The sequence below is a fragment of the Streptomyces sp. NPDC053541 genome (assembly GCF_044544705.1).
GTDB lineage: Bacteria > Actinomycetota > Actinomycetes > Streptomycetales > Streptomycetaceae > Streptomyces.
In genome coordinates, this window is sequence record NZ_JBITXM010000003.1 from 614,564 (window position 1) to 632,019 (window position 17,456).

The following is a 17,456-nucleotide window of genomic DNA, read 5'->3' on the forward strand; positions in this document are numbered from 1 at the left end:
GGACCCGTGCCAGTACCTGTAGTCCTGACCGGGCGCACCGTGCGCCTGGAGCCGCTGGCCATGCGCCACGCCGAGGGCATCGCCTGGGCGGGCGCACTGGACCGTGCGGCCTATGCCTACACCTCCGTGCCCCACGGCCTTGATGCCTCCTGCGACTACATCGCCCGCGCGCTCGCCGAACAGGCGTCGGGCCGGGCCCTGCCGTTCGCCCTGGTCGACCCCCATACCGGCCGGGTCCTCGGGTCGACCCGCTTCCTGGAACTCGACTACTGGCGCGGCCCGGTCATCTGGCCCCCGGTCACCGGGGTTCCCTACGGCGACCCCCTGACCGCGGTGCCCGACGCCGCCGAGATCGGCAACACCTGGATCTCCAGCGAGGCCCGCGGCACCGGCGTCAACACCGAGGCCAAGTACCTCATGCTGCGGCACGCCTTCGAGACCTGGGGCCTGCGCCGGATCTCCATGCGCGCCGACGCCCGCAACACCCGCTCGCGCGTCGCCATCGAGCGGCTCGGCGCCACCTGCGAAGGGGTCCGCCGGGCCCACTCGCGCGGCCTGGACGGAGTGGTCCGCGACACCGCGTTCTACTCGATCCTCGACGAGGAGTGGCCCGCCGTCCGCGGCATCATCGAGCTCCGGCTCACCGGCCTGCGCCCGCCGGCCCCGCACCCGGCGACCGGCTTCCCCGGCCAGACCCTGGAACCGGGCGGCGCCGGCGAGCTCCTGCCGGCCTGAGGCACCCGCCGCGCCGTCCGCGACCGCCCCACCCGGGCGGCCGCGGACCGCGCGGCCCCGGGGCCGCTACACCCGGAGTCCTCCCGGCCGGTCCGCGGTGCGCGGGCCCGGCGGGGCGGCGGGCGGCGACGGGCACAGGACCTCGTCGAGGCCGGCCAGCCGGATCAGGCGCAGGAACACCGGCCGGTCGCACACCAGCCCCCACTCCGCGCCCCGCTCCCGGACGCGCTGCGCACAGCGCACCAGGAGCCCCAGCCCCGACGCGTCGCAGAACGTGACGTGGCGCAGGTCGACGGTGAGCGCGGGCGCCTCGCGGGCCAGAACGTCGAGTTCGGGCCGGACGCGCTGCACCAGCACCAGGTCGAGCTCTCCGTACAGCTCGACCGTGGTCAGGCCCTCGCTCGACCGGACGGCGAGATCGGCCTCGCCGAGTCGGATCAGATGCATGGACACGCTCCACTGGATCGGTCCCCGTGCAACGAGGTTCCCGGCACGTCCGGAGGCAGACACGTTTCTCCACATCCGCCATCACCTGAAGAGGTGAAAACCTCCCCTTCCCGCCCGCACGCCCCCGCCGGCTGCTCGCTCACCGCCGCGACGCGGGCGGCACCACCGCGACCGGACAGTGCGCGTGGTGCAGCACCGCGTGCGCGACCGAGCCCATCAGCAGCGTCTCGATCCGATGCCCGCGGTGCCGCCCCACCACCACGAGCCCCGCCTCCCGGGAGTCCTCGACCAGCCGCCCCGCCGGATCGGCGGGCGTGACCGCCGGGACCACCTCGACCCCGGGATGCCGCTCCGCGAACGGCCGCAGCCGCTCCTCCTGCCGCCGGGTCGTGCTCGCCACCAGCTCCGGGGTCTCGTCCGGCAACGGCGGCGGCACCTGGAGCGCGGGCGCCGGCGCGCCGATCAGCAGCGCCGGGGACGGCGGCACCGGATAGGCGGTGACCACCTCCAGCGGCACACCGCGCCGCTGTGCCGCCTCGAAGGCGAACTCCACCACCTCGTCGGCCGTCTCGTCGGTCTCCAGACCGAGCAGCACCCGTCCCGCCGCCGCCCCGCCCTCCAGCGACGCGGCCCGCGCCTCGTGCGGCACCACGACCACCGGGCACGGCGCCGCCGCGGCGAGCGCCCGGCTGTTCGACCCCAGCAGCAGGCTGGCGAATCCGCCCCGCCCGCGCGAGCCGACCACGAGCAGCCGGGCCCCCTCGGCCGCCTCCACCAGGGCGTCCACGACGGAGCCGTCCAGCGAGGCGTACCGCACGTCCAGGCCCTCGGCGCGCGGCCCGACCTCGGCCGCGAGCGCGTCCACCACCGTGTCGGGCAGCTCCGGCGCCGGGCCGAGCGAGGCGATCCGCGCGCTGCCCAGCTGCAGGGCCTCCGCGCGCACGTGCGCCACGGTCAGCGGCGCGTCCAGGCTCCGCGCCGTCCCCAGCGCCCACTCCAGGGCCAGCAGACTGTGCTCGGAACCGTCCACCCCGACGACGACGGCACCCCGCGCACCCGCGCCTCCGCCCGCCCGGGGGTTCCCGCTCCCGCTCCCACTGTCACTCTTGTTCATGCTTCGCACTCATATCGGGATCATTCGCCCCGGTCCGAGTGCCACGCCGGGGCCGGCCCGTTCCGCCGCGTCCGGCGGTACGGCACGCACGTCCGGCGGTACGGCGAGGGGCGCGGGTCTGACCACCCGCGCCCCCACTCCTCCCCGTCCGAGCCCGGAGGCCCGGTGTACGAACGGCCGGCTCAGCGCGCCGCGCGCCGCCGGCCCCGCGCCGCCGCGACCAGCTCCGGCAGCGTGCCCAGCTTGACCCGCGGCCGGCCGGCCTCCTCGCCGCGAGCCCGTTCCGCCCGCTCGATCGCGGCGAGCCCCCGCGCGTCCACCACGTGCCCGGCCCGGCGGCGGGCGAGCCGGTCGAAGCCGCGCGCGGTGCCGGTCGGGGCCGGCAGCGCGCCCGCGACGGCGTCCTTGAGGAGCGTGCTCACGGTCTCCGCCGCACAGGTGCGGTTGGCGCCGATGCCGCCCGAGGGGCCGCGCTTGATCCAGCCGACCACGTACGTGCCGGGCCGGCCCTCGACCCGGCCGCCGGTGTGCGGCACGGTGCCGGTCGCGCCGTCGAACGGCAGGTCCGCCACCGGCAGTCCGCGGTAGCCGACCGCCCGCAGCACCAGCCCGGCCGGGATCGCCTCGGAGCCGGAGCCGGAGCCGGAGCCGGAGCCGGTGTCAGTGTCGGTGCCGGTGTCGGTGCCGCCCGTGACCCGTACGGCCCCGTCGAGGATCTCCTCCGGTGCCGAGTGGAAGCGGAAGACCACCCGCCGCTCCGCGCCCGCCGGCGCGGCCCAGTCCACCCGCTCACGGAGCGCCCCGCGCAGCAGCGCCGCCTTGTCGCGGGGACCGGCCGCCTCCACGGCCGCCCAGACCCGCGGGTCGTGGTCGTCCACCACCAGGCGGACGCCCGGCAGCTGCCCGAGCGCGAGCAGTTCGGGCGCGGTGCACGCGAGGTCCTCCGGGCCGCGCCGCGCGAGCAGCACCACCTCGCGCACCGCGGAGGCGCGCAGCGCCGCGAGCGCGTGGTCGGCGATGTCGGTGGCGGCCAGCGCCTCCGGGTCGGCGACCAGGATGCGCGCCACGTCGAGCGCCACGTTCCCGGTGCCCACCACCACGACCCGCTCGGTGCCGGACAGGTCGATCGCCTCGGGCGCGACCTCCGGGTGCGCGTTGTACCAGGCGACGAACTCCGTGGCCGAGAGGCTTCCGGTGCGCTCCTCGCCGGGGATCCCGAGCCGCCGGTCGCCGGCCGCGCCCACCGCGTACACGACGGCGTCGTGGTGCGCCGCCAGCTCCTCGGCCGTGACGTGCGTGCCGACCTCGACGCCGAGGTACATCCGCACCCGCGGGTGGGTGTGGAAGCGGGCGAAGGTGTCGCCGATCCGCTTGGTCGCCGGGTGGTCGGGCGCCACTCCGTAGCGCACGAGTCCGCCTGCCACCGGCAGCCGGTCGACCAGGGTCACCTCGGCGTCGGTGTGCAGCAGCAGGTCCTCGGCGGCGTACATGCCGGCCGGTCCGGTGCCGACGACCGCGACCCGCAGCCGCCCGAAGTCGGAGGGCAGGCTGCGCTCGAACGACGGGGCGCCCCAGGCGTGGAAGACGGGCCCCTCGGCCGGTGCCTCGCGCGGCGCCCGGTCCTCGTAGAAGGCCGCGTTGACGGCGGCGTACGCCTCCTGCCCGGGGCGCAGCGCGTCCGCCGGGAAGATCGCGTCGACCGGGCAGGCGTCGGCGCAGGCACCGCAGTCGATGCAGGACTTCGGGTCGATGTAGAGCATCTCGGTGCGGCCGAAGTCGGGCTCTTCGGGGGTGGGATGGATGCAGTTGACCGGACAGACGGCGACGCAGGTCGCGTCGTTGCAGCAGGTCTGGGTGATCGCGTAGGTCATGGCGTCGTCAGCTCGCGGGGCTCCGGGGAAGGGACTCGGACCGGGGGATGCGTACGGGTACGGGTACGGGGGTGCGTGCGGGGCCCGGGCGGGCCCCGGGGTCAGATGAGGTGGGCGCGCCGGTAGACCGCGACCGCCGGGCGCGTGAGCAGTCCCGCCGACGACAGGAACTCCATCAGGCCCGCGCAGCTGGACCGCATCATCGACTTGTAGTGCTCGTTGGCCTTCGCCTCGGCGAGCGCCCGCTCGACGTCGAGCCCGGCCCGCTCGTACACCTCGCGGCTGACCATGCTGGTCACGATGAAGTACGAGGCGATGGAGACCACCAGGGCCTGCGTCCGGCGGCGCAGCCCGCCGGCCCGGCGCAGCCGCGCCCGGGTCTCCTCGCGGGCGAACTTCATGTGCCGCGACTCCTCGACGACGTGGATGTTGTTGATGGTCCGCACGAAGGGGACCACCCGCTCGTCGCGCATCCAGTCGCGCTGCATGACGTCCAGCACCTCCTCGGCGACGAGGATCGAGGCGTACGCGGCCTCGCCGACGGCGAGCGTCTTGAAGGCGCGGCCGAGTTCGCGCACGAAGCGTCCCGGGCGGTAGGCGGGGGCGCCGAGCTTGGCCGCGCCGCGCCCGAACATGATCGAGTGCCGGCACTCGTCGGCGATCTCCGTCAGCGCCCACTGGAAGCGCGGGTCGGTGGGGTCCTTGGCGTACATGTCCCGCAGCACCATCTGCTGGAGGATCATCTCGAACCAGATGCCGGTGCTGGCCACGCACGCCGACTCCTGGCGGGTCAGCTCCTTGCGCTGCGCCTCGGTCAGCTCCTGCCAGTACGGGGTGCCGTAGAGGGTGCTCCACTCCGGGCTCATGCCGTGGAAGTCCTTGTCCAGGGGCGTGTCCCAGTCGACCTCGGTGGCGGGGTCGTAGGACAGCTTGGCGGAGGACTCGAGCAGCCGGCGGGCCGCCTCTCGTTCGGGCTGCCGGGTCTGGTCCGCCGGCTGGACGGTGCTGCTTGCCATGGTGCGGCTCCTTGGGGACCTCGGGGGCGGGTGTCGGGCCTTGCCGGGCGAGGCACGCCCGGCGCTTGTTAGACGCGGTGTCTAGCAAGCTGTTGGACGGACCGTATAGCAAGAAGGCGCGCGCGCCTACCCGTCGGTACCGAATTTCGTTGCCGAGGTGCCCCGAGCGGGAGAGGATGCGTTCATGATCGACACGACTCGCTCCGCGGAGGAGGAGGCCGCCGTCGCCGCGGCCACCGACGGCGAACTGCGCCTGCACGACCCCGCCGTCCGGGCCTCCGCCGACGGCGTCCGGCTCCTCGACCCCGAGTTCGTCGAGGTCGGGGCCTCGGGACGGCGCTGGACGTACGAGGAGATGGTCGCCGCCCTGCCCACCCTGCACGGCGGAGCCGAGAGCCCGCCCATCGAGACCTCCCGACTGCGCGGGGCGCTCCTCGCCCCGGACCTCGTGCACCTCACGTACGAGACGCTCATCGCCGGCCGCCGGGCGCTCCGCAGCTCCCTGTGGCGCAAGGGCGACGGCGACACCGGATGGCGGCTCTACTACCATCAGGCCACCCCCGTTCCGGAGGCCTGAACAGGCCGGCCGGACGGACCTTTCGGGCCGAGGGCCGCCGCACGAGGACAACGGCAGGGGGACGGGGAGAACGGACGCACGGGGGAGTGGGAGCACGTGGGGGCGACGAACGAGGACGCGCTGCTGACGGAGCGCTTCGAGCGGGACCGGCCGCACCTGCGCGCCGTCGCCTACCGCATGCTCGGCTCCCTCGCCGAGGCCGACGACGCCCTCCAGGAGGCCTGGATCCGGGCGAACGAGGCCGGCGTCGCGGGCGTCGAGAACCTCGGCGGCTGGCTCACCACCGTCGTCTCCCGGGTCTGCCTCAACATGCTGCGGTCCCGTGACCGCCGCCGCGAGGACCCCCTGGACGTCCGGCCCGGCGAACCCCGCACCGCCGCCGGACCGGCCGGCCCCGATCCCGAGGAGGAGGCGCTGACCGCCGACTCCGTCGGCGTCGCCCTGCTCGTCGTCCTCGACACCCTAGGCCCGGCCGAGCGCGTCGCCTTCGTCCTGCACGACCTCTTCGCCGTGCCCTTCGAGGGCATCGCGCCCCTGCTGGAGCGCACCCCGGCCGCCGTGCGCCAGCTCGCCAGCCGCGCCCGTCGCCGCGTGCGGGGCACGACCCCCGCCCCGGCGCCCGACGCGCTCCGGCGGCGGCGCGTCGTCGAGGCTTTCCTGGCCGCGACCCGCGGCGGCGACCTCGCGGCCCTGCTCAACCTGCTCCACCCGGACGTCGTGCTGCACGCCGACCGGATGGTCGTCCCGACGCCGGAGCCGATCGTCGTCAGCGGCGGCCTGACCGTCGCCCAGGGCGCGATGGCGGCCATGGGCCGCGCCCGCTTCACCGGCCTCGCCCTCGTCGACGGCGACTTCGCCCTGGCGATGGCCCCGCAGGGCCGGCTCCGCCTGGTCCTCGTCTTCACGCTGGCGGACGACGGGCTCGTCACCGGCATCGAGATCGTGGCGGAGCCGGACCGGCTGGCGGGGATGGAGCTCGCGGTCCCCGCCTGAGCCCCTGACGGCCCGGCCGCCGGGCCGAACTTCCGGGTGCGGGCGGCCCGTTCGCCCGTCAGGCGAGCGTGGCGCCCGTCCCGTACGCGTACGCGTCGACGTGAGTCTGGGCGAGCGTGTTGCCAGGCCGGTGCCCACCACAGTCGGCCTCGATCCGGTGCGGGGCCACACCGCTTGACGGTGCCCGGAGAATGCGTGGCATGGGTACTGACATAAGCGGCTTCGTCGAGTATCGAGTGGCGCGAGACGATCAGGAGCCGGTCTGGCACAGTGCGCACGACCTCGGCTCCCTCAACGATGTGCGCGATTACGATGCGTTCGGATGTCTCTTCGGGGTCCGCAACTACGCGAACTTCCGCCCCTTGGCCGCAGGCAGGGGGTTTCCGGCCGATGCCTCGGCCGCCGTGAGCGCGCGGTTCGCCCAGCTGACCGAGTGGTACGGCGAGAACGGCTTCCACGGCACCACGTGGATCACGTGGGCCGAGGTGAACGCCGTTGACTGGGACGAGCTCGCCGAGAAGCCCGACGGCCGGCTCCATCAATACCGCCGGACGCCGAACGGGCTCAGGATGACGGGCAAGTCGTCCTGGAGCCGCGCGTTCGCCGAAGCCGTCGGTCTCCAGCCGGGCGAGGTGCGGGAGTGGCCCGAAGGGGGTGAGTGGCTCGTCGGGGACACGCTGTACCGATCCGTCACCATCCGCCGCAGGGATGCCGTCACCGAAACCGGCGAGTGGCAACCCGTCTGGAATGCCATGGAGAAACTCGCGGAACAGTACGGAGACGACAATGTGCGTCTTGTCGTGTGGTTCGACGACTGAGCGGGTCCATCGACCGAGCGCGTCGCACCGGGACTTCGGGCGGACGCCTCCCGTGGCACTCCGTGCGCGGGAGGCGTCCGGTGCCCGGCCGGAGCCGGAGGGAACGGGCTACACCGCGCCGTTGCGCCAGACCGTGAGGTCCAGGGTCATGTAGGTGCTGGGCGACTCCTCCGGGGAGAAGGCCTTCACCGTGACCAGGCCCATGTGGCCGGTGCCCGTGGTGACGCAGACCTGGCGGCCGGGGGAGAGCTTGTTCACGTGCACGTTGCGGGTGAAGCGGGTCTCCGCCCGGCAGACCTCGAGGCTGCCCTCCTGGCCCGGGTCGAGCAGGACCAGGTTGCCGCCGGTGGACTCGGCGTCGAGGTAGCCGCCGGTGTCGTAGGACAGCTCGTAGTCACCGTCCTCGCCGTCCTGCGGCCGGACGACCTCGTCGCCGAGCGTCAGGTGGTAGCCGGCCGTGAGGTTGATGTTCTGGTACTCGACGGGCTTCGGGTCGGCCTTCTCGGCCGGCTTCCCGCTCGCCGCGGACCCGCCCGAGCCGCCGGACGCGCCGCCGCCGGACGACGACGCGCTCGCGCCGCCCTTGCCGGTGCTCTGGCCGGGGGTCCGGCTGCCGCTCGCGGAGTCGGTGCCCTTGGCGTCGTCCTTCGTCAGGACGTACGCCGCCGTCGCGCCGCCCACGCCGAAGACCAGCGCCGCGGCCAGCGCAACGAGCAGCGTCCGCTTCGCCGCGCTCTTGGGCGCCGCCGGCGGCTGCCCGCCCGGCGCGCCCTGGCCGGGGTACGGCGTCGGGTACGAGGGCCCGCCCGGGCCGGTCGGGAAGGTGCCGGTGACGGCCGGGTAGCCGCCGGTGCCCGGGTACGGAGCGGGGGCGGGAGCCGCGCCCGTGTGCGTCGGCGCGTGGGCGTGGCCCGGGTGCGGCGGCGCCGCGGCGGGGGCGCCGTACCCGGCGGGCGGGGTCGCGTGCGCCGCCGGGGTGTAGCCGGGGGCCGGGCCGGCGGGCGCGGTCGGCGTGTACCCGGGCGCCGCCGGGGGCCCGGCCGGGGGAGTGGCGGGGGCGGCGGGCTGCTGCGGCGGCGTCTGCACCGGCGCGGGGGTCGCGGCACGGACGGTGATGTCCGCCGAGACCGCGCCCGGCAGCCAGTCCTCCGGACGGCGTAGCACCGTCCCCGCGTTGGCCTCCTGGCACAGCCGGATCACCTCGGCGACCGAGGGGCGCTCCTCCGGGTCCTTGGCCAGGCAGCGGGTGACCAACTGGCTCAGGCGCTCCGGGACCGCGCTCAGGTCCGGCTGCTCGTGCACGATCCGGTACAGCACCCCGTGCCCGGTGCCCTCGCCGAAGGCGGGCACGCCCGTCGCCGCGTACACGGCGACCTGGCCGAGCGCGAAGACGTCGGTGGCCGGGGTGACCCGGCGGCCGGCCGCCTGCTCGGGGGCCATGAAGGACGGGGTGCCGATGGTGACGCCGCTGCCGGTGAGGGAGGTCGCGTCGGCGGCGTGCGCGATGCCGAAGTCGATGACGCGGGGGCCGTCGGAGGCGAGCAGCACGTTCGAGGGCTTCAGGTCGCGGTGCACGAGGCCGGCGCCGTGGATCACCTGGAGCGCCTCGGCCATGCCCGCGACGAGCAGCAGCACCGTCTCGGTCGGCATCGCCCCGTGCGCGACGACGGCGTCGGCGAGCGACGGCCCCGGCACGTACGCCGTCGCCAGCCACGGCCGGGTGCCCTCGGCGTCGGCGTCGATGACGGGCGCGGTGAACAGCCCCTGCACGCGCTGCGCGGAGCGCACCTCCTGCGCGAAGCGGCGGCGGAACTCGGCGTCCTCGCCGAACTCCGGCCGGATCACCTTGATGGCCACGGGGCGGCCCCCGGGCGTGTACGACAGGTACACCTTGCCCATGCCGCCGGCGCCGAGGCGGGCGGCGAGCCGGTAGCCGGCGACGGTCGTCGGGTCGTCGGCGGCGAGCGGCTGGAAGACCGCTGCGGCGTCGCCGGCGCTGCCCGGCTGCTGACCAGTCATCAGTATCTTTCTCCCCGTGCGGAACTGCGAATCCCGGTTTATCGCTGCGCACCCTATCCGCTGCGGCGCGTTCCCGTGACCCCGGAGGGTGACGGCCGCGGAACGGACCCCCGGCCGTGCGGCCGGGAATGCCGGGGACGGGGGCGCGGTTACACCCCACGAGGCCGGCACGCCCGAGTCGAACTGGCTCGACGGCGGCGGTTCCGGCCGGTGAGGAGCAGCACCCATGACCCGCACGATCCGGCGCCCCGTGGTCACCCTCCGGTCCACGGCCGGCACCGGCGTCACCTACGTGACCCGCAAGAACCGCCAGAACGACCCCGACCGCCTGGTCCTGCGCAAGTACGACCCGGTGCTCGGCACCCACGTCGACTTCCGCGAGGAGCGCTGACCCGGCCATGAAGGTACGCAACTCCCTGCGCGCCCTGAAGGCGCGCCCCGGCTCCCAGGTGGTGCGCCGCCGCGGCCGGACCTACGTCCTGAACAGGAAGGACCCGCGCGTCAAGGCCCGCCAGGGCTGACCCGCACCCCCGCCCGGCCGTCCCCGGGAGGCCGGCCTCGCCGGCCCGGGGCGGTCGGGCCGCCGAACTCCCCGCACTGGTCTGGACCTTCAGCCCCGGCGGGCGGCAAGCTCGGCCCATGGACTTGGAGCTGAGGCACCTCAAGACGATCCGGGCGATCGCCGACGCCGGCAGCCTCACCCGGGCCGCCACCGCGCTCGGGCTCGCCCAGCCCGCGCTCAGCGCGCAGCTGAAGCGGATCGAACGGGCCCTCGGCGGCGCGCTGTTCGAGCGCGGGCGGGACGGGGTGCGGGCCACGGCGCTCGGCGACCTCGTGCTGGAGCGGGCCCGGGTCGTGCTGCCCGCCGTCTGCGAACTGCAGGAGGAGGCGGTGCGGTTCGCCCGCGAGGGCACCGCCGGACACCGGCTCGGCGGCACCCACGGGCCGCTGCTCGGCGGGCTCGTCGACCGGCTGACCCGCGGCGCGCCGGGCGCGCCCGTCACCACGTACACCTCCTGGTCCGAGCGCGAGATCGCCGCCGGAGTGGCGGCCGGGCGGCTCGACTTCGCGCTCGTCGGCGTCTGCGGCGAGAGCAGCCCGCCCGAGGCGGGGCGCCTCGCCTGGACGGAGGTCGCCCGCGACCCCGTGCACGTCATGCTCGCCACCTTCCACCCCCTCGCCGGCCGCGCCGAGGTCGGCCTCGGCGAGCTCGCCGACGAGGCCTGGACCGACGTGCCCGGCGACGGCTGCTTCGGCGACTGCTTCGCCGCCGCCTGCGTGCGGGCCGGTTTCACCCCGCGCTGCGTCTACGAGACGGACACCGCCTCCTGCGTGCACCTGGTGCAGGTGGGCCGGGCCGTCGGCCTGTGCCGGGCCACCTTCCCCGCCACCCCCGGCCTGGTCACCCGCCCTCTGACCGGCACCCCGCTGATCTGGCGCCACCTCCTCGGCTGGCACCCCGAGGGCCGTGCCGCCCCGCGCGCCCCCGACGTCCTCGCGCACGCCCGCGCGGCCCACGCCGACGCCCTGGCCCGCGCCACGGCCGGCGGCGACACTCCCGGGACCCTGCCCCGGCCATAACGCGAGGGCAGGGGCTGACTGACAACTCCCCTGCGGGGCAAGGGATTTCTACGGTGTGGCGGAGTTCCCCCACGAAACCGAGGAGATCCGCATGCTCCGACGCTCCGTCCGCGCGGCCGGCACCGTGCTGGCCGCCGCCGGACTGGCGCTGGCCGCGCTCCAGGCCGCCCCCGCCACCGCGCACAGCCCCGATGTCCCCGCCGCCCCGACCGTCAGGAACGCCGCCGACACCCTCGGCACCGCCGCCGCCCCGCCCGAACTGCTCCGGGCCATGCAGCGCGACCTGGGCCTGAGCCGGCCCCAGGCGCTGGCCCGACTCGCGCACGAGGCCGAGGCCGGGGCCACCGCCGCCCGGGTGCGACAGGACATCGGCGGGGCGTTCGCCGGCGCCTGGGTCGACGGGGCGGAGTCCGCCACGCTCACCGTGGCCACCACCCGCGCCGCCGACCTGCCCGCGATACGCGCCATCGGCGCCCGCGCCCGCCTCGTCGCGCACAGCCTCGGCGACCTGGAGCGCGCCCGGGCCGCCCTCGACCGGGCCGCCACCGCCGACGCCCCGGTCCGCTACGTCGACGTGCGCGCCAACCGGCTCGTCGTCGAGGAGGCCCGCCCCGGGGCCGCCGGCCGGCTGCTCGCGGCGACCGGAGTGCCGCGCGGGCTCGTCACCGTGGTGCGCACCGCCGAGGCGCCGCGCCCGCTCTACGACCTGCGCGGCGGCGACGCCTACCACATGGGCGGCGGGCGCTGTTCGGTCGGCTTCCCCGTCACCCGCGGCACCACCCAGGGCTTCGCCACCGCCGGGCACTGCGGCCGCGCCGGCACCGCCACCACCGGCTACAACCAGGTCGCCCAGGGCTCCTTCCAGGCCTCGGTCTTCCCCGGCAACGACATGGCCTGGGTCGCCGCCAACTCCAGCTGGACCGCCACCCCGTACGTGAAGGGCGCCGGCGGCGCCAACGTCCAGGTCACCGGCTCCGTCCTGCAGCCCGTCGGCGCCTCCGTGTGCCGCTCCGGCTCGACCACCGGCTGGCACTGCGGCACCATCCAGCAGCACAACACCAGCGTCACCTACCAGGAGGGCACCGTCTCCGGCGTCACCCGGACCACGGTCTGCGCCGAGCCTGGCGACTCCGGCGGCTCCTACATCTCCGGCAGCCAGGCCCAGGGCGTCACCTCCGGCGGCTCGGGCAACTGCTCCAGCGGCGGCACCACGTACTTCCAGCCGCTCAACCCGATCCTGCAGAACTACGGCCTCACCCTGAAGACCACCGGCTCCGACCCGGGCCCCGGCCCCGGCCCCGGTGAGCCCGAGCCGGGCGGCACCTGGCAGGCCGGCACGGTCTACGCCGCCGGCGACACCGTCACCTACGGCGGCGCCACCTACCGCTGCCTCCAGGGCCACCAGGCCCAGGCCGGCTGGGAGCCGCCGAACGTCCCGGCCCTCTGGCAGCGCGTCTGAGCACCACGCGCCGACCCGTACCACCACCGCTCCACGACGGGCGGGCCGCCCCGGGGGGTGCGGCCCGCCCGTCCGCGTCGTCCGGGCGTCGTCACCGGCCCCGGTCGGCGGCCAGCAGCACCCGCGCCGCCCGCAGCAGCACCGACGGCCGGGTGAGGGCGCGCGGGTGCTCGATCAGGTTGACCACGTTGAGGTACGTGGTGTTGACCTCGGAGTCGAGGACCGAGGCCTCGGTGATCCGGTCGCCCGCCCAGCGCAGCAGCCGGTAGCCGGGCGGGTAGGGGCCCGTGACGTGTGGCTGGGCCAGGTCGGCCGTGGTGGAGAGCTGCCAGGCCGCGTCGACGACGACCGCGGCACGCCGGAAGTAGCCCCACGCGGGCTCGGCCGGATCCGCACCGGAACGCAGGTGCGCGGCCAGCGAGTTGGCCTGGAGGGCGGCCAGGGTCAGCCCCTGCCCGTACACCGGGTTGACGCTCGCGAGCGCGTCACCGGCCACGACCAGGCCGCCGGGGAAGCGGTCCAAGCGCGCGTGGACGCGCCGTACGCTCTCGCGGAAGTGGAAGGTCGCCACCTCGCTGGTCATCTCGCAGGCATCGGCGACCGTCCGCAGCGGCTCGGCGCAGCGCCGCATCCGGGCGAGGAACTCCTTCGGGTCGGCCCCCGGCCGGTGCCCGGCGTACCCCGCGAGCACCACCGACCAGCGGTCGCCCTCCACGGCGGCCAGCGCGCCCGGCTCGCAGAGCGTGGGCTGGTAACCGCTCGCCGGGCCGGGCGTGTTGTGCGCGACGACGGTCGTGCCCAGCTCGTCCCCGCGTCGGAAGAAGGCCGTCGCGTACCCCAGGTCGATCCGCATCCGCTCGACCGGCGCCTGCCGCCAGCCGGCCTCGGCCAGCCAGTGCCCGAGCCGGCTCGACCGCCCCATCGCGTCGACCGCGAAGTCCGCGTCCAGGACGTCCCCCTCGGCGGTGCGCACCCCGCGCACCCGGCCGCCCGCCAGGACCAGACCGCGGGCCCGCCCCCGCACCAGCCGCACACCGGGCAGCGCGCCGACCCGTCGGCGCACCGCCGCCTCCAGGAACGGGCGGGTCACCCCGAGCATCCGGGTGCCCTCGGCCGGCGCCTTCAGCCGGCCGTCCACGTGGAACCGCACGTCCGCGCCCTCGCCGAGCCGGGCCCCGGCCGCCACCAGCTCCGCCGTGATCCCGGGAACCAGCGCTCCAGCTGCGCGTGCCCCATCGCCAGCAGCGCGTGCAACTGCCGCCGCTGCGGCGCGAGCCGCCCCGTCCCGTCCGCCCCGATGTCGTCGGCCTCCAGGACGACCACCTCGTCGGCCCACTCGCTCAGCACCCGCGCGGCGAACAGCCCCGCGTAACTGCCGCCCATGACCACGGCCCGCCGCACACGTTCCCCCACCGTCATGGCACCGCCTCGCCCGGCACCCCGGCCGCGACCCTACCCGCACCCCTTCAGGCGCCCTCGTGGCCGCCCCCGGTCCGAAGCGCGGCGGCCACGTTTCAACTCGCTTTGCCTTCCGCCCCCTTGCGGGCACGCCACCGCGCCCATACGCTCCAGCCTCAAGTTAGGAAGCTTTCCTAACCGTTCTTGGTCAGGAATCCGTCCACCTGAACACGGGACCCTCCGGTGCCCGCACGGGCCCACCCCGCGCGCACACCGGAGCCGCCCCGAGAAAGCGGAGCCACATGCCCCCCACCATCAACGCCCTCCGGCGCCACCGCACCGCCGCCCTCGTCGCCGCCGCGGCGACCGGACTCCTGCTGCCCGCGCTCTCCGGGCTCTCGCCGTCCGCCAGTGCGGCGACCGGGAACCTCGCCCAGGGGCGCTCCGTCACCACCTCGTCCAACGAGACCAGCACCCTCACCGGCAGCAAGGCCGTCGACGGCTCCACCTCCACCCGCTGGGCCAGCGCCGAGGGCGTGGACAACCAGTGGATACGGATCGACCTCGGCGCCGGCACCGCCGTCAAGCGGGTCGTGCTCAAGTGGGAGGCCGCCTATGCCAAGGCCTACCGCGTCGAACTGTCCGACGACGGCTCCACCTGGCGCCAGGTGTACGCCACCACCACCGGCGACGGCGGCACCGACGACCTCGCCGTCGACGGCACCGGGCGCTACCTGCGCGTCTTCGGCACCCAGCGCGGCACCCCGTACGGCTACTCCCTCTGGGAGGTCGAGGCCTACGGCACCGGCTCCACCACCCCGCCGCCCACCACCGGCACCAACCTCGACGACCCGGCGAAGAAGGAGATCGCCATGAAGCTGGTCTCCTCCTTCGAGAACTCCTCGCTCGACTGGCGCGCCCAGTTCGGCTACATCGAGGACATCGGCGACGGCCGCGGCTACACCGCCGGCATCATCGGCTTCTGTTCCGGGACCGGCGACATGCTCGACCTCGTCGAGCGCTACACCGCCAAGAAGCCGAGCAACCCGCTCGCCCGCTACCTGCCCGCGCTCCGCGAGGTCAACGGCACCGACTCCCACGAGGGCCTCGACCCCGGCTTCACCACCGCCTGGAAGCAGGCCGCCCAGGACTCCGTCTTCACCCAGACCCAGGAGGAGGAGCGCGACCGGGTCTACTTCAACCCCGCCGTCTCCCAGGCGAAGACGGACGGCCTGCGCGCGCTCGGCCAGTTCGCCTACTACGACGCCGCCGTGATGCACGGCGAGGACGGCTTCCGCTCCATCCGTGCCGTGGCCCTGTCCCGGGCCCTGCCGCCCTCGCGCGGCGGCGACGAGAAGGCCTACCTCAACGCCTTCCTGGACGCCCGCGAGGAGGAGATGCGCAAGGAGGAGGCCCACAGCGACACCACCCGCGTGAGCACCGCCCAGCGGCGCTTCCTCAACGAGAACAACTTCCACCTCAACACCCCGCTGTACTGGAGCGTCTACGGAGACCCGTTCTCCATCACCGGCTGAGCCGGTCGGCACGACGGCCGTGGCGCAGGGCGAGGCGCAACCGCCCGCGCCACCGGCCACCCCGTGGGCCGTCGGGCGAGGGCAGCGGGGCCTTGCGCCGCGACTCCGCCACGATCTCCTGGTGGGCCTCGTAGGAGGTGATCCGGTACGCCTCCTCCCACGCGGCCAGTGCCGCGCGGGCACCGCCGCCGGCCGTGCCGCGCCGCCGCACCCGGGCGGCCAGCAGGGCGCAGCCGCCGAGCACGGCGGCCAGGCCGCCGAAGATCACCGCGAGGGGAAGCACCGTACCGTCCACGGGACGGAGGCTATCCGGTCCGGCCTCAGGCGAGGTCGTGCTCCTCCCAGGTCTCCTCGTCCGGGTCGTACTCCGTGCGCGCGGACTCCCAGGTGGCGGCGGCCAGCTCGACGCCCGGCACGGAGCCGAGGAGCGCGACCGGGTCGATGAAGTGGGCGAGGGAGCCGGAGGGGTCGATGCCGATGGCCTCCACGGCCTCGGCGCGCTCCGCCTCCTCCATGTAGGCGTCGTCCCGGACCTGCTCCAGGGCGGCGGCCCGCAGGGCCTCCTCGTCGGTGATCTCGGCGATGAGTTCTATGGTGACCCGCACGTGACGCGGGCCGGCCGGCTCGGCTCCGGGGTCGGAACCGGCGGCGGGAGAGGGGTTGGAAGTGCTCATCCCGGCAGCTTAGGCGACATCCGGAGCGGCCGGGTCCGGGGAATCCGGCAGCGGCCGGGCGACGACGCCCTGCGGGGTCTGCTGATGCCCGCCCGAGGCGAGCATCCGCACCTCGTCGCGGTCGCTGATCTCGGCCCGGATGATGCCGGTCGGATCGGCGTAGACCGGGTGGCCGCCAGGACCCGCCGCGGAGGTCCGCTCGACCACCACGGCGTCACCGGCCGTACCCGCCCCGCCGGAGAACACCAGCTCGTACCTGCGTGCGCTCACCGTCCCCATTTTACGTGCCCGGCCCGATCCCGCCCGGCCCGATCCGGCACGGTCCCGCCGGACCGGCACCTCAGGAGGCGCCGGGTTCCGGGTCCGTCACCGCGTCCACCAGGGCCGCCAGGGCCACGCCCAGGGCCCGCGCCCCGGGCCCGGCCGGGCCGCCCGGCTCGCTCATGTAGGCGTCGCGGCGGATCTCCACCATCAGCGCCGAGACCCGGGGGTCGCGCCGGTAGTGCGCGAGCGGCACGTACGTCCCCGCGAACGGACTGTCCGTACCCACCCCACCGAACCCGGCGAAGGCCCGCCGCGCCGCCGCGAGCAGCGCCGGCGGGGTGTGGAAGGCGTCCGTGCCGAGGCACACCGGCGGCCGGGGCCCGTCCCCGTGCAGTTCGTACGGCAGCGGGGCCGTCGGGTAGGAGTGCACGTCCACGATCACCGCGCGGCCGGTCGCCGCGAGCCGCGCGTCCACGGCCCGGGTCACGGCCTCGGCGTACGGCTCGAAGTACCGCGCGATCAGCGGCGCCGGGTCGAAACCGGCCGGGCGCAGCTCGGCGCGGTGCGTGGTGCGCGTGTACACGGCGCCCATGCCCACCGCCAGCATCTCCTCGCGCTCGTCGGGGAACCGCTCGGGGTCGACGACCAGCCGGGACAGGCGGTTGACGAACCGCCACGGTGCCGTGCCCGCGCAGGCGGCGGCCACGGCCGCGATCTCCTCGGTGTGCGCGTCGGTGATGTGGTCGAGCTCCCGCTCCAGCTCCGCGTCCCCGAGCACGATCCCGGCGCGCACCTCCGGCGGCACCACCCGGGAGGAGTGCGGCACGTGCAGCAGCACCGGGGAGTCCGGCGCTCCGGCGAGGAGCGCGGGGACGTCGGGAGCGGTGTCGGTGGACATCGGACGGTCTCCTCGGAGGTGGATCGTGGGCCGGCGTGATCCTCGACCGGCGCCGGT

At 75.4% G+C, this 17,456-nt stretch carries 20 protein-coding genes; 9 read left to right on the forward strand and 11 right to left on the reverse strand.

Annotation, left to right across the window (positions count from 1 at the left end):
- Positions 1–6 precede the first annotated feature (6 nt).
- Positions 7–735: a GNAT family protein gene (locus ACIGW2_RS09995; protein ID WP_361584110.1), complete on the forward strand. Its 729-nt coding sequence runs from the start codon at positions 7–9 to the stop codon at positions 733–735.
- Between the two features lie 66 nt (positions 736–801).
- Here ACIGW2_RS09995 and ACIGW2_RS10000 read toward each other — a convergent pair whose 3' ends face one another.
- The 4 genes from ACIGW2_RS10000 to ACIGW2_RS10015 all read right to left on the reverse strand — a co-directional run bounded on the left by ACIGW2_RS10000 (position 802) and on the right by ACIGW2_RS10015 (position 5,183).
- Entirely contained in the window at positions 802–1,182 is a 381-nt protein-coding gene (locus ACIGW2_RS10000) for an STAS domain-containing protein (RefSeq protein WP_399842546.1), read from the reverse strand.
- 139 nt (positions 1,183–1,321) lie between these two features.
- On the reverse strand, positions 1,322–2,212 hold the full coding sequence (locus tag ACIGW2_RS10005; protein ID WP_391651839.1) for a universal stress protein: 891 nt from the start codon (positions 2,210–2,212) through the stop codon (positions 1,322–1,324).
- Between the two features lie 266 nt (positions 2,213–2,478).
- Entirely contained in the window at positions 2,479–4,167 is a 1,689-nt protein-coding gene (locus tag ACIGW2_RS10010; RefSeq protein ID WP_399842549.1) for an FAD-dependent oxidoreductase, read from the reverse strand.
- A 101-nt stretch (positions 4,168–4,268) separates the two neighbouring features.
- Positions 4,269–5,183: a diiron oxygenase gene (locus tag ACIGW2_RS10015; protein ID WP_361584121.1), complete on the reverse strand. Its 915-nt coding sequence runs from the start codon at positions 5,181–5,183 to the stop codon at positions 4,269–4,271.
- A gap of 184 nt (positions 5,184–5,367) precedes the next feature.
- On the opposite strand from ACIGW2_RS10015, the gene ACIGW2_RS10020 reads away from it, so the two are divergent.
- The 3 genes from ACIGW2_RS10020 (at position 5,368) to ACIGW2_RS10030 (ending at position 7,571) form a co-directional block, all read left to right on the forward strand.
- On the forward strand, positions 5,368–5,760 hold the full coding sequence (locus ACIGW2_RS10020; protein WP_391651837.1) for a DUF4440 domain-containing protein: 393 nt from the start codon (positions 5,368–5,370) through the stop codon (positions 5,758–5,760).
- 96 nt (positions 5,761–5,856) lie between these two features.
- Positions 5,857–6,753 (forward strand): sigma-70 family RNA polymerase sigma factor, encoded by an 897-nt coding sequence (locus tag ACIGW2_RS10025; RefSeq protein WP_399842553.1) that lies wholly within the window; start codon positions 5,857–5,859, stop codon positions 6,751–6,753.
- Positions 6,754–6,953: 200 nt separating this feature from the next.
- Entirely contained in the window at positions 6,954–7,571 is a 618-nt protein-coding gene (locus ACIGW2_RS10030) for a hypothetical protein (protein ID WP_399842555.1), read from the forward strand.
- Between the two features lie 108 nt (positions 7,572–7,679).
- Here the strand turns inward: ACIGW2_RS10030 and ACIGW2_RS10035 are convergent, their stop codons facing one another.
- Entirely contained in the window at positions 7,680–9,590 is a 1,911-nt protein-coding gene (locus tag ACIGW2_RS10035) for a serine/threonine-protein kinase (RefSeq protein WP_391651835.1), read from the reverse strand.
- 226 nt (positions 9,591–9,816) lie between these two features.
- Here ACIGW2_RS10035 and rpmG point away from each other — a divergent pair, with 226 nt between their 5' ends.
- The 4 genes from rpmG to ACIGW2_RS10055 all read left to right on the forward strand — a co-directional run bounded on the left by rpmG (position 9,817) and on the right by ACIGW2_RS10055 (position 12,630).
- Entirely contained in the window at positions 9,817–9,981 is a 165-nt protein-coding gene (gene rpmG, locus ACIGW2_RS10040; RefSeq protein ID WP_361584135.1) for a 50S ribosomal protein L33, read from the forward strand.
- 7 nt (positions 9,982–9,988) lie between these two features.
- The gene (gene ykgO, locus ACIGW2_RS10045) at positions 9,989–10,111 is read left to right on the forward strand and encodes a type B 50S ribosomal protein L36 (protein ID WP_356073826.1); all 123 of its coding nucleotides are present in this window, start codon (positions 9,989–9,991) and stop codon (positions 10,109–10,111) included.
- A 118-nt stretch (positions 10,112–10,229) separates the two neighbouring features.
- Positions 10,230–11,171: a LysR family transcriptional regulator gene (locus tag ACIGW2_RS10050; RefSeq protein ID WP_399842558.1), complete on the forward strand. Its 942-nt coding sequence runs from the start codon at positions 10,230–10,232 to the stop codon at positions 11,169–11,171.
- Between the two features lie 91 nt (positions 11,172–11,262).
- Complete coding sequence (locus tag ACIGW2_RS10055) at positions 11,263–12,630, forward strand: carbohydrate-binding protein (protein WP_399842562.1); 1,368 nt, start codon at positions 11,263–11,265, stop codon at positions 12,628–12,630.
- Positions 12,631–12,721: 91 nt separating this feature from the next.
- Here the strand turns inward: ACIGW2_RS10055 and ACIGW2_RS10060 are convergent, their stop codons facing one another.
- Together ACIGW2_RS10060 and ACIGW2_RS10065 are read right to left on the reverse strand one after the other, a co-directional pair.
- The gene (locus tag ACIGW2_RS10060) at positions 12,722–13,816 is read right to left on the reverse strand and encodes an NAD(P)/FAD-dependent oxidoreductase (RefSeq protein ID WP_399842563.1); all 1,095 of its coding nucleotides are present in this window, start codon (positions 13,814–13,816) and stop codon (positions 12,722–12,724) included.
- Entirely contained in the window at positions 13,753–14,049 is a 297-nt protein-coding gene (locus tag ACIGW2_RS10065) for a hypothetical protein (protein ID WP_399842566.1), read from the reverse strand. Before ACIGW2_RS10065 ends, ACIGW2_RS10060 begins: the two co-directional genes overlap by 64 nt.
- Before the next feature lie 281 nt (positions 14,050–14,330).
- On the opposite strand from ACIGW2_RS10065, the gene ACIGW2_RS10070 reads away from it, so the two are divergent.
- On the forward strand, positions 14,331–15,563 hold the full coding sequence (locus tag ACIGW2_RS10070; RefSeq protein ID WP_391651831.1) for a chitosanase: 1,233 nt from the start codon (positions 14,331–14,333) through the stop codon (positions 15,561–15,563).
- Here the strand turns inward: ACIGW2_RS10070 and ACIGW2_RS10075 are convergent.
- The 4 genes from ACIGW2_RS10075 to ACIGW2_RS10090 all read right to left on the reverse strand — a co-directional run bounded on the left by ACIGW2_RS10075 (position 15,553) and on the right by ACIGW2_RS10090 (position 17,399).
- On the reverse strand, positions 15,553–15,858 hold the full coding sequence (locus tag ACIGW2_RS10075; protein WP_391651830.1) for a hypothetical protein: 306 nt from the start codon (positions 15,856–15,858) through the stop codon (positions 15,553–15,555). The genes ACIGW2_RS10070 and ACIGW2_RS10075 overlap by 11 nt on opposite strands.
- Positions 15,859–15,883: 25 nt before the next feature.
- A complete protein-coding gene (locus ACIGW2_RS10080) occupies positions 15,884–16,237 on the reverse strand; it encodes a hypothetical protein (protein WP_391651829.1) in 354 nt (117 codons plus the stop codon).
- Positions 16,238–16,246: 9 nt separating this feature from the next.
- Positions 16,247–16,516, reverse strand: a complete 270-nt coding sequence (locus ACIGW2_RS10085; RefSeq protein WP_391651828.1) for a DUF6296 family protein — start codon at positions 16,514–16,516, stop codon at positions 16,247–16,249.
- Positions 16,517–16,577: 61 nt separating this feature from the next.
- On the reverse strand, positions 16,578–17,399 hold the full coding sequence (locus ACIGW2_RS10090; protein ID WP_399842568.1) for an N-formylglutamate amidohydrolase: 822 nt from the start codon (positions 17,397–17,399) through the stop codon (positions 16,578–16,580).
- Positions 17,400–17,456: the final 57 nt, after the last annotated feature.

Excerpts from the sequence above, each read along its gene's own strand:
- ACIGW2_RS10010 (WP_399842549.1), bottom strand. The coding sequence starts at position 4,167 with ATGACCTACGCGATCACCCAGACCTGCTGCAACGACGCGACCTGCGTC.
- ACIGW2_RS10065 (WP_399842566.1), bottom strand. The coding sequence starts at position 14,049 with ATGACGGTGGGGGAACGTGTGCGGCGGGCCGTGGTCATGGGCGGCAGT.
- ACIGW2_RS10050 (WP_399842558.1), top strand. The coding sequence starts at position 10,230 with ATGGACTTGGAGCTGAGGCACCTCAAGACGATCCGGGCGATCGCCGAC.
- ACIGW2_RS10000 (WP_399842546.1), bottom strand. The coding sequence starts at position 1,182 with ATGCATCTGATCCGACTCGGCGAGGCCGATCTCGCCGTCCGGTCGAGC.
- ACIGW2_RS10080 (WP_391651829.1), bottom strand. The coding sequence starts at position 16,237 with ATGAGCACTTCCAACCCCTCTCCCGCCGCCGGTTCCGACCCCGGAGCC.
- ACIGW2_RS10090 (WP_399842568.1), bottom strand. The coding sequence starts at position 17,399 with ATGTCCACCGACACCGCTCCCGACGTCCCCGCGCTCCTCGCCGGAGCG.
- ACIGW2_RS10070 (WP_391651831.1), top strand. The coding sequence starts at position 14,331 with ATGCCCCCCACCATCAACGCCCTCCGGCGCCACCGCACCGCCGCCCTC.
- ACIGW2_RS10055 (WP_399842562.1), top strand. The coding sequence starts at position 11,263 with ATGCTCCGACGCTCCGTCCGCGCGGCCGGCACCGTGCTGGCCGCCGCC.
- ACIGW2_RS10085 (WP_391651828.1), bottom strand. The coding sequence starts at position 16,516 with ATGGGGACGGTGAGCGCACGCAGGTACGAGCTGGTGTTCTCCGGCGGG.
- ACIGW2_RS10030 (WP_399842555.1), top strand. The coding sequence starts at position 6,954 with ATGGGTACTGACATAAGCGGCTTCGTCGAGTATCGAGTGGCGCGAGAC.
- rpmG (WP_361584135.1), top strand. The coding sequence starts at position 9,817 with ATGACCCGCACGATCCGGCGCCCCGTGGTCACCCTCCGGTCCACGGCC.
- ACIGW2_RS10035 (WP_391651835.1), bottom strand. The coding sequence starts at position 9,590 with ATGACTGGTCAGCAGCCGGGCAGCGCCGGCGACGCCGCAGCGGTCTTC.
- ACIGW2_RS10020 (WP_391651837.1), top strand. The coding sequence starts at position 5,368 with ATGATCGACACGACTCGCTCCGCGGAGGAGGAGGCCGCCGTCGCCGCG.
- ykgO (WP_356073826.1), top strand. The coding sequence starts at position 9,989 with ATGAAGGTACGCAACTCCCTGCGCGCCCTGAAGGCGCGCCCCGGCTCC.
- ACIGW2_RS10015 (WP_361584121.1), bottom strand. The coding sequence starts at position 5,183 with ATGGCAAGCAGCACCGTCCAGCCGGCGGACCAGACCCGGCAGCCCGAA.